The 10,557-nt window shown below is 58.9% G+C and carries 7 protein-coding genes; all 7 read right to left on the reverse strand.

Going from position 1 to position 10,557, the window contains the following annotated elements:
- On the reverse strand, positions 1–701 hold a 701-nt coding region (locus tag GC162_06160; protein ID MBI1368221.1), incomplete at its 3' end, for a site-specific DNA-methyltransferase.
- A gap of 17 nt (positions 702–718) precedes the next feature.
- Positions 719–1,576, reverse strand: coding sequence for a DNA adenine methylase (locus GC162_06165; protein MBI1368222.1), 858 nt, complete (start codon positions 1,574–1,576; stop codon positions 719–721).
- The gene (locus tag GC162_06170; protein MBI1368223.1) at positions 1,573–3,009 is read right to left on the reverse strand and encodes a hypothetical protein; all 1,437 of its coding nucleotides are present in this window, start codon (positions 3,007–3,009) and stop codon (positions 1,573–1,575) included. The genes GC162_06165 and GC162_06170 overlap by 4 nt, the downstream gene beginning before the upstream one ends.
- A 37-nt stretch (positions 3,010–3,046) precedes the next feature.
- Positions 3,047–5,383, reverse strand: a complete 2,337-nt coding sequence (locus tag GC162_06175) for an AAA family ATPase (protein ID MBI1368224.1) — start codon at positions 5,381–5,383, stop codon at positions 3,047–3,049.
- Positions 5,384–5,605: 222 nt separating this feature from the next.
- Positions 5,606–8,470 carry a DEAD/DEAH box helicase gene (locus GC162_06180; protein ID MBI1368225.1) on the reverse strand — a complete coding sequence of 955 codons (2,865 nt, stop codon included), beginning with the start codon at positions 8,468–8,470 and terminating at the stop codon, positions 5,606–5,608.
- A complete protein-coding gene (locus tag GC162_06185) occupies positions 8,467–9,981 on the reverse strand; it encodes a DUF4062 domain-containing protein (protein MBI1368226.1) in 1,515 nt (504 codons plus the stop codon). Before GC162_06185 ends, GC162_06180 begins: the two co-directional genes overlap by 4 nt.
- A complete protein-coding gene (locus GC162_06190) occupies positions 9,978–10,181 on the reverse strand; it encodes a helix-turn-helix domain-containing protein (protein ID MBI1368227.1) in 204 nt (67 codons plus the stop codon). Before GC162_06190 ends, GC162_06185 begins: the two co-directional genes overlap by 4 nt.
- Positions 10,182–10,557: the final 376 nt, after the last annotated feature.

Genomic DNA, 10,557 nt, shown 5'->3' on the forward strand with positions numbered 1-10,557 from the left:
GCTCGCCCTGACGGAGTCGTGATCGTGAAGAACTGTGCCTGCCTGCGCCCTTTCTCCGCCTTGGCGTGAGCGGGGAGTGATGCCCAAACACCGCGAGGGTCGTTGTCTGGATTCGAGTACCGCCCTAACTGTGCTTCAGAAGCTGGTAAGGGATTGCGGATCATCTGCCACTTCAGGCGATCCTTGGCAAACACCAGGATATTGTCATGTACTGTTGAGATATCCGTTCGATTCTCTCGTGTGTGCGTCTTTTGCCAGATGATATTCGCCACGAAATTCACTCGGCCAAATATTTCATCGAGCACCACTTTGGCGTAGGCATGTTCGTTGTCGTCCAAGTTCACCCAGATCGATCCATCCTCCGTCAGGAGTCGATGAAGAATCTCCAGTCGATCTCGCATCAACGATAGCCAGAGGGAGTGTTCGACCCCGTCGTCATAGTGCGTGAACGCTGACCCAGTGTTATACGGCGGATCGATATAGATGCACTTGATCTTGCCGGCGAACTCCTGCTCCAGCGCCTTGAGGGCCAGGAGGTTGTCGCCGAAGATCAGCCGGTTGTCGAAGAGGTCGTTCTCGCTGACCCGCCGCGCGGCATGGTACGACTTGCCCGCGTCCTCAATCAGAACGCGCGGCTCCAGCTTCGGCCGGTTCTCCTTGCCGATCCAAGTCAGTTCCAAACGTGTATTGCTTTTCGCCATGCTTGATTCCTAACCGTTTACCATTCAATCGCGGCCGATGCCTGCTCCTCCGGGAGTTGCATCCATCGTGGCGTGATAAGTATCTCTCTTCCGCGTCGCCGCTCGGAGGCGGCATATCGCAACGAAAATGGATGTATGCTGGCCCAGCCAGCATACATGCCGCGTATCTCAGGGCAGTCGTCATAGGTCAATACCCAAGCTGCGTCCTCCATGCGTCGCAGTTGGTCGGCAAGCCGCTCGTGGTAGGGATGGTCGAGCTTGTTCAAGTACAGCGTCTCTCCCTTGGCGTAATAGGGCGGGTCAATGAAGAAGAACGTACTATCATGATCCCGCCCGCCGATGAATTCGAGGGCATCCATCTGTGAAACGCGTATCCGCCCGCCGTACTCCGAAACCTTCGTACATCGCGCTTCGAGTTCCGACTTGTTGAATCTTGCGCCAAGCTTCCATTTGCCCGTTTGTTTGACACCACCGATGGGACCGCCATTCATGATGATCCCTGAGCGATTGCATCGATTGAGGTAGAATGCGGCGAATCCTCTGCGAAGGCGAGAGACACCACTTGAGCATCGGTACGTTTCACGCTGGCGACGCCATTCTGCCATGCTGACGCGCGAAGAACGTAGCATCGCCAAGAACGGCCTGGGACGATTCACGACCGTCCACCAAAAATCGTGAATGGCGGGGTCGGCATCGTTGATGTGAATTTCGGGGGTATCTTCTCGATATAGCAGCGACAGAGATGCGCCAGCACCACCCGCAAAGGGCTCAGCAATGGCACGATCACCAAGCTGGTTGATCGACCGAATACCGGCAAGCAAGCCGGTCATAGACGCCTTGCCACCAGGATAACGAAGAGGGCTGGACGTTCTCATTGGGCGTCGTCCTCCAAGTCCTGCTCCAGCATCAGCCGAAAGAGAGGCTCCGTTCGTATCCAGAATTGCTGAATGTCCCTTGCGCTAGGTAAATCACTGTCATGCACAAACGCATTGAGATCGCCAATGTTGAAGGGAACGTCTTTATCGCTAGACAGCGCCTTGTTGATCTTGTTCATCGCTGCGCCGGCCAACCGAGATTTGGCGATGGCCTTGATCTCAGGAACCAACTGGCTAAGTGTTGGCACTGAGTGCCTGAGTTTTCCAGATGCCTTGAGCTGGGCGACCAACGGTTCCAGCTTTCCGAGGCGTTTGAGGCAATCTACGATTGACAATTCAAGGAACACCCGCAACAGCACTGCTCCAGCATTGGGGTATTCCTCACGCTTGAGCTTCTTCAACTCACGACAGATGTCGTTTAGCCGTTCGCAGCCGTGTCGGAGTTTCAGATCGCGAGGGAGAACCGTCTTGCTATCCGTCTTGGACGCCTTGAGCGTCGCCTTTTTGACAGTCGGCTTCGCCGACACCGACGGGCCCTTGATGATGTCCGATGGCACGAATGAGCCTTGTTTCTTCTTCGGCCTTTCCTCTTCGGCCCATCCCTCGAAGTACGCGCGGATATTGTCGTTGGTGTTCAAGGTGCGGGAAGACTGCTTACCCAAAGCCACATCGGTGACCAGCTTGGCGAATCCGCGAAGGAATTCCTTCTTGGTGGTATTACCCCGCAATCCATGCTCAGGGTCGGTATCAACATGCAGATATTCACGACCAACGGACGAGTCGAAGACTCGTTCAAGGGTTGTGAACACTTTTGCCGTTGGACCATCAAGCTTCGCCTTTACCTCCTCTGGGAGATCAAGGGATCTGGCCATGTCGGCTACCGCCCTGGTTTGGCGAGCCTCCTGAATATCCGCAACCGAGAATCCAAGCTCGTCACGAAGAGCATCGTTGTCGTATCCTTCAGCAAGCTTGTCGAGGATGAAGCTCGCACGATTCTCCGCCCGCCATGCCAGCACCGGTGTGCCGACGTGTCGGCCCGCGATCTGACGATCGGTCTCCTTGCGGCTGGGGGCAATCGTCACCGGAACGCTGGCGATCATATTGGGGTCTACGATGCGACGGGCCAGTCGCTCGACCTGCCGCTCATGCTTGCCTTCGAGCAATGCAGGCTCGCGCAACGCCTTCAGCGCCGCGAGGCGGCGGTTGCCTTCAACCACAACCAGTCGTCCGTCTTCCTTAACAGCCAGAAGCGGCTCATTGGGGAAGTACCCGCGAGTTGCGATGCTCTCAGCCACCTCCATCGCCTTATCATGCTCAAAGAGGTACTGGATTATCTCGCGGGGGGCCCGAGCGGAGTGCTCTCGGCCGAGACGAGGATTCTTCGTGTCGAGATGAAGGCTCGTCGGCGACATCATTTTCGTTTTCCACGTCATAGCCATAGCAGTCCTTTCATGGGAGTCGGACTATCTCCTATTGAATCACCACCGGCGTCATACGGGCCGCTTTCTTCGGACAGGAGCACCGCAGGTGGGTTCCATCGTTTGCAGTCTTTGTCGCCAGCGCCCCACAGTTGGGGCATGTCAGCGCTTCCACCAGTGCAATCGTGGCGGTGCCGAAATCACGCACATCGCCATCGGGGATTTCCATGCCCGGCGTGTTGAAGTGGCAGCCGACTTGATTGCGGATGAACTGCAGGCCATTGACTCTGTCGTAGGCCGCCTTGGACGCAGTGGCCTGCCAATTCTCCGGTTGGCCATCCGCGTTCCAGTTGTCGTTGACCGTAACCGTGAGGTTGTGCTTCGAGAACAACTTGCTGCAACCGTTCAGCAATGCTCCGAGGGTGTAGAGGTTCAGCTTGTTGTGGGGGAGCGAGCACTCGTAGAGCAGTGTCAGATCGTCCAGAATGCTTTCGAGCAAGATACCCGCCTTGGAGGACACCGCCTGGCGGTCCAGCACGGCTTCGCCGATCTTGGCCCGGAGTTCGTCGAGCACGCGCGGCATATTCTGGGCGGCGATTCCGTTCGTGGCGCACCAACGCCCAAGATGGACACGCTGAATTCCCTGGGCGTTCTGGCAACGGTCCCACCAGAGCCGGTAGTGCGTGGCGACGACGACTTGGAGGAAGTTCGGGGCCTCGGCGCTGAGCAAATCAATCACTCGGCCTAGGTGTGTGGCATCCACGGAGGAGAAAATATCGTCGATCAGGAGGATCATCTGGTCCGGGGCTTCCCGCTTGGCCAGCGCCAGCCAAACGCAAAAACCGAGCGTATCCAGATGGGATTCGCTAAAGACGGCTTGGGGTGGGATGTCGGTGTGCCCGTGGAAGACGCCGGTCTGACTGACCGACCCCCTGCGTTCCTCTTCCATCTTTAACTGTTCCAGCCCGATGTTCTCGTCGGGATGGATTGCCTGGAACAGGCGGTCGGCCTCTTGGCGGATGCCATCCAGAATGCTTTGCGTGAATGCCACACGCTTCTCATGGACGATGTCGAATGCTTTCTTCAGGCCTTTCCGGATGCGATCTAGGTCGGCCATCTTCTCATTGGCCTCCTTGATGCCGTTCCACCACTGTTTGATGGAATTGAACTGGTTGACATCACGCTGAGCGGTATCACGTTGCTGCTCGAGCGTTGTCTGAACTGGCTCAAGTTGGCTACAGACTGCGACCAGCGCCTCCATGTTATCTGTTGCCTGCTCCCACGTTGGCCAGGCGACGTTTAGCGCGACGAGTTCTGGCACATCGCCAGCTTGTACGACCTCCTGGACCTTCTTCAGCGCCTCGACAAGCTTGGTTGTGGCTTCCTCAAGATGGGATGCGGCGGTGTTCACCCATCCTTGAATGCGCTGCCGGTTGTCGGTGAGAGTCTTCAACTCGGACAACTGCTCGGATGCATGGTTGACGATATCGAGCAATTCATCTCGCCCCATCGGCCGTTGGCATGTCGGGCACTTGTCCAGCGAATCTTCGGCTTCGATGTATGCCTTGGCCTTCTCCAGAGATTCGAGTAGCTGAACGGCTGTCGTCGAACTCAGGCTTGGCGCGTTGGCAATCTGCTGGTTGACCTCAGCTAGCTGGCCTGCCACGTTCGAGTGCTTCTCGTTCCGCGTTTCGTATTCGGTCTTGGCAGCAGTCGCGGCAGCAACGGCTTCGACGACTTCCTTCAGTCGCGCAAGTTTGTCGTTGAGCCCCTGGATACCGGTGTTTACCCGTTGCTCTGCCCATGCCATCGCCGTCTGTCCTGGACCCGGCCGACCTTCGTCAGTCCAAAGCCCCTCAAGCTGCGTCGCCATCCGGTCCTTGTCGCCAATGAGCGTTGTGATGGCCCGATTGGTGTCGTCCAGTTTCTGCTGAAGTGTGCCTTCGGATTGCTCGACACAGGCAATGTCGATGAAATGACGAAGCGCCTTGTACCTCTCGCTCGGCTGCGCCAAAACCAGCTCGAGGATGGCGTTGCGGCGAAGAATCTTCACCTTTGGTTTGACCGCAGGCCCCGCCACATTGATGGCACTGCGCCGCATGGTGCCTGTCCAGCTTTCGCCATCAGAATGGATGATGACCTTCAGCGTTGCGGGCGGGGTGCCCAAAGCGCAGAGGTACTTGCCTGGGTTTTGCCCGACACTCACCCCGTCAAGGCATCCGTTCGTCCCACGGCAGACGACATCCATAGCGTCAAGAATAGACGACTTGCCCGAACCGTTCTCTCCGAAGAGCATCGTGAAGTCTTTCTTCGGATCGAAGTCCAACTCGAACGCTCCGATCGCGCCACGGAAGCCGGTCATCTGAATTTTGGTGATAGGCTTACTCATCGTTGGCCTCCCCGGAAGCGGCCTGTGGAGCAGTGGCCATGTCAACCCAGAGGTTCCAGTCCTCCTGCTTGACACCGCCTGTTTTCAGCTTGGAGAGAAGGGAGCCCTTGTGGGCCGCGGTGATCAACCCTGCGGCAACCAGAGCGTCGGTGACTTGCGATGCCAAAACATCGTTGGGACTCTGGGGAGGTGCGGGTGCACTCGGCATGGCAGGGACTCCAGTCATTGGATTCTCCAGCGGATCGTGAAAAGAGCGTGGACGGTACTCGTATGCTTCAACTGCTTCTCGATCTTGCCGATCAGTTCTTCGCGCTGTTGATCGATGGCGTCCTGAGCGTCATATAGCTCCCGACGCTTAATGTTGCGACGCCGGTCCAATTCACGGATCTGTTTCTGATGGGCGAGTTTGTCCTGCAATGATTGGGCAAGGGCTGCCGTCCGACGAAGCTCGCGAACCTGCTTGTCCAGTTCCTTAATATCGTGTTCCAGCGAGAGCTTGAGGTCCTCGCTCCAACGGTCGAGCTTGAGGACTTCCTCGTCGAAGAATCGGGCATTGCGCGTGTCGATCTCGCCCAGGCGGGCCGCGACCTCGACCTTGCGCTGCTCGGCCAAGTCGGGGGTGTCCGTGGCTTCAGGGCCGAGCGTTGCGGGGAGGGACATGAGCTTGCGGCAGATCTCCTCGTCGAGGACCTGCTTGTGGTCGGTCTTGGCGGCGAAGACCAGGAACTCGTCCACTTCAACGGCGCATATGGTGAGCTTGGACACCTCCAGCCAGCCGGACTGCCCGACGAGCGGCTCAATCACGCTGATCTTGGACGGGTGGTTCGTGTAGTCGAACGTGATCTCGGCGACAGGCAGCTTGCGGCCGATGGCGCGCTCGATAAGGCGCAAGGCCAAGGGGTGATCCGGGCGGTAGAAATGCTCATCCGCAGTCTCGGCGGCCTTCCAGTCGAGGTTGTACCAGCCGTGTCGAGCTTCGCCCTCGGAAGTGTCGCCTGTGTAAAGGAAACGCGGCATCTGCGGGTCGAACTGAGCTTGGCTGTCAAGCTCAACCCGCGTCAAATCGAGCAGCCATCGTTCCCGCTGCGAGAGGCATTCGAGCGTTTTCTCGCGGCTGATCTTGAGACGGGATCGCACGTCCTCGTCGAAGTGTTCCAGCAACGCCTGACGGGTCGCGGCCAGGCGTGCCTGAATTTTGGCGTCCAGTTCCGCCTGTAGAGTGTCGAAGGCGGCCTGAATCTCGGCGTTCGTGCGGCAGGTCTGGTAGACCTCGGCGATACGACGCTCGATGTCCACGCCGGATTCCAACGCGCCCAGCACTTCATCCGAGGCACCGAAGACGCCGTCAAATAGGCGGAACTTCTCGCTGAGCAACTCGTAAACCCGCTTGTCAGCCTCGTTGCGACGATTCAGGAAATTGACGACGACCACGTCGTGCTTCTGGCCGTAACGATGGCAACGGCCGATGCGCTGCTCGATGCGTTGCGGGTTCCAGGGAAGGTCGAAGTTGACGACCAACGAGCAGAATTGAAGGTTGACACCTTCGGCAGCTGCTTCCGTGGCAATCAGGATCGTGGCTTCATCACGGAAATGCTCAACAATGGCCGCCTTCATGTCCACGGCACGGGAGCCGGTGACGCGATCTGTTCCCTGGTGCTTGGCCAGCCAACGCTGGTAGATTTCGCCGTGGTGAGGCTGGTTGTTCGTGCCATTGATCGTGGCGACCTGGCCATCGTAGCCGTTGGCGACGAGCAGATCGTAGAGGTAGGTCTGGGTCTCGCGCGACTCGGTGAAGATGACGGCCTTGCGGGGCGCACCGAGGACTTGGGCCTTGGCGAACGCGGTCCCGAGGGCGGGCAGCAAGGCGTCACCCTTGGCATTGTGGGCGATTCTGGCGGCAAGCTCGGCGTATCGCCTCAGGTCTTCCAGTTCGCCTTTCAACTGCTCCGGGTCGATTTCTTCTTCCACGTCCGCCTCGGCATCCTCGCCGTACTCGTCGGCCAGTTCGTCAATGCCTTCCAAGTCCTCATCATCAAGCAGGTCGAGTCGATCTCGAAGATTCTCGAGGCGATCCGCGAGTCGGCGAAGCGTCCGGGCAATGGCGAAGGTGGACGAGGCCAGCAGCTTTCGCAGCACCATTGTGATGAGTTGCCGCTGACTGGCGGGCAGTGCATACAGCACTTCTCGTTGCAGGTAGGTCGTGATGTCGTCGTAGAGGGCCTGCTCCTGGTCCGTCGGCAAGAACTCCTGGGTGATCGGGACGCGGTTGGTGAAGGGGATGTACTCCGTCACCTGCTTGCGCAGCGCGCGGGTGCAAACAGATGCGATCCGCTGTTTCAGTTGGACGTTTCGGCTCAGTTCGTCGTTGTTGTTGATGAACTGCTCTCGGAATGACGCCACGTCGCCGAAGACGTGCGGGTCAATCACGCTGACAAGGCTGAATAGCTCCAGGAGCGAGTTCTGCAGCGGCGTGGCGGTGAGCAAGAGCTTGGGTGCCTTGCCGACCGCCTCTGTGATGCGGTGGGCCATCGTCTTCTGCGCGGCCGGATTGTTTTGGAGCCGTGTACGCGAGCGGTGGACATTCCGCAGACGATGGGCCTCGTCGATCACCACCATGTCCCATGGCACCTGTGCTACAGCGGCGGCCTTGGCGGCGGCGAAGTTGTACGAGCAGATGACAGCCTTGTCCTTCTGGTCGAAGGGATTGCCGCCGCCATTCTTCCGCAGACGCCCGACCACTTGGGAATCCAGAACGTCGGACGAGATGAAGAACTTCTCGCTCAACTCCTGTTGCCACTGCTTACGGAGCATGGCGGGCACGACGATGAGGATGCGACGGCGGCGCTCGGCCCATCTCTGCGAAAGCACAATGCCCGCTTCAACCGTCTTTCCCAAGCCAACCTCGTCGGCCAGGATAGCCCCGTTGGTGAAGGGCGAGCGAACGGCGAAGAGCGCGGCATCGATTTGGTGCGGATTCAGATCAACCCGTGCGTTGGCGATGGACCGCGACAGCGCAGCAATGTCGCCCCCTGACCCACGAAGGGTCAAGGCGTGCGCCCAATACTGGCTGTGGTATGCGGTGTTCATTTGCCGCGCCCCTTGGTCATGCGGGTCCGGCCCTTGTTGGTCAGCCGGTATTTCTGAAGGCGACTAGTGGGCTTCTCGGGGCGGGTGGCTTCGATGAACCCATGTTTCATGGCGGGATGAAGGTAGTTCTCGCGGAACGTTGGCCTGTGCTTAATTCCAAGCAGCTCGCGAAGTTCTCCCGCCGATTTTTCCCCGGACTCAAGGGCCTGTAAGAGACGCCCGACCGGGTCGCTCGACTGGGTCGCCGACTGGGTCGGTAACTGGGTCGGTAACTGGGTCGGTAACTGGGTCGGTGCTGCTTGCAAGGGCCGCCAGAGGGTCTGGATGAACTGCCCGCTCTCCTGTCGGAATTCGGGCGCACGCAGCTTGGCGGCTTTGCAGAGACCGATCATGTCCAGGATGCCGGTTCCCGCCTTTTCAATGTGCCGCGTGAGGAAAAGCGGCTCGGCGATGAGCGGATTGCGGGGAATCGAGGCATGGGGGAGCCGTAGGGACTCGGGCGTGAGTGACGGCGGCAGCTCGCCGGGGTTCCAAATCTCCAACCGGTCGGCGAAGAGCATGACTTGGACGGAGGCGTTGGAGGCATAGTCGCGGTGGGCGACAGCGTTAACGATGGCCTCGGCGACGGCCGCTGGCGGGAGTTCATAGGTTACAGGAGCCTGAGTGCTCTCGGCGCGGGTGCCGACCGCCGCCGCGATCTTCGACATCACGAAAGCCACCGACTGGTCCACCAGCTCGAACACCGTGCCTTTGTAGATGTGGTAATCCGGGATCGGCTTGGCTACCGTGGTGCTGTGAAATTGGAGGCACTTGACCTCTGAGGTAATGAGAAAACGCTGAGGCTGTTTGCCGAAAAGTAGGACGGCGGCATGGCTGGGCCGCCCATGGTCGAGGAGGTTCAGATGGGCCAGGGCTTTCTCAGTGGAGGTTCGGGGACCGAGAGGGTAGTTGCGCTCGGCTTGGGCGCGGGCAAGGAATTCCTGCACCTTCTTGCGGGAGAGATCATTGAGCGTGGCGTCGGGACAGGCCGCCGCGTCGAATGGACGTGTGCGGACGGTTCCGGCGCTAACCAGGTATTCGACGAGGCTGGAGTATACGAGTGCGGTTAGTTCGGGAATACTTCCGAATCGTCGCCGGATGAGTTGGTTCCCAGCCTTGCGCACGAGCGCCTGCATCTTCGGGTGGCGCGCGGAGTCCTTGTCGCCCTTGACGAATATCAGGCGTTGTTTTCCGGCTGCGGTAGCCTGGTCAAACTCGCGCTCTGTGGGCGAGAACCCCTGGTCGTCTTCATAGCCGTACTCATTGCCCAGAAGCCCCAGATACACGTCACAGCGATCCACTTCATTGAGATAGACTTCATCGGCGCGGCGATCAGAGGCTGGCATATCCTCGAACAGGAATACCTCGAAGAACCGCCCCAGAAGGGCATCCCCTTGGATATAGTCTTTCAGCGCCCGGCGCTCAGTGGTCAGTTCCTTCTGCACGCTGCTGATGAAGATCAGCTCCTTCATGGTTTGTCCTCGCCGGTCGGCGCACCGGAACCGCGCTTGACCCACTCGTCGATGGCGTCTTTGTGAAACCGCCAGCGTTTGCCGATCTTCGTGCCGGGGAGTTTGTTCTCGACCGCCAGCTTGTAGAGCGTGGATTTGGAGATCTTCAGGTACTCCGCAAGCTCGTCCATCGTCATGATCTCGCCGTGTTTGGCCGCCATGGGCTGCTCCAAAGGCATCCTTGCCGGTCTTCTTCAGTGCTGCGGATATTATCTGTTTTTCGCCGATGTTCGCAAGACTACACTGCCCGCCGTCCGGCAGCGAGTGCTGCCCCGGACGAGGCCGGCCCCCTGTCTCACGTCACACAAGGATGTGCTATGATGCTCAGAAAATTGCGATGGCCGGGTAGCCTCGATGCCAGCAAAACGTGAGAGTGTTCCGACAAGGGTTGCTCCTGGGGAGCTAACCCCAGTCACAAACAAGTGGCTGGGGTTTTTGTTTAGCGATGCGTCAGTCGACCAAGCCGCGACCCCAACGCACCTTGCGGCAAGCGGTTACTGCTCTCGCCTCGGACCGGCGGGCGGCGTTCTGTCAACC

It is taken from the genome of Planctomycetota bacterium (assembly GCA_016125255.1).
Lineage (GTDB): Bacteria > Planctomycetota > Phycisphaerae > Phycisphaerales > Zrk34 > RI-421.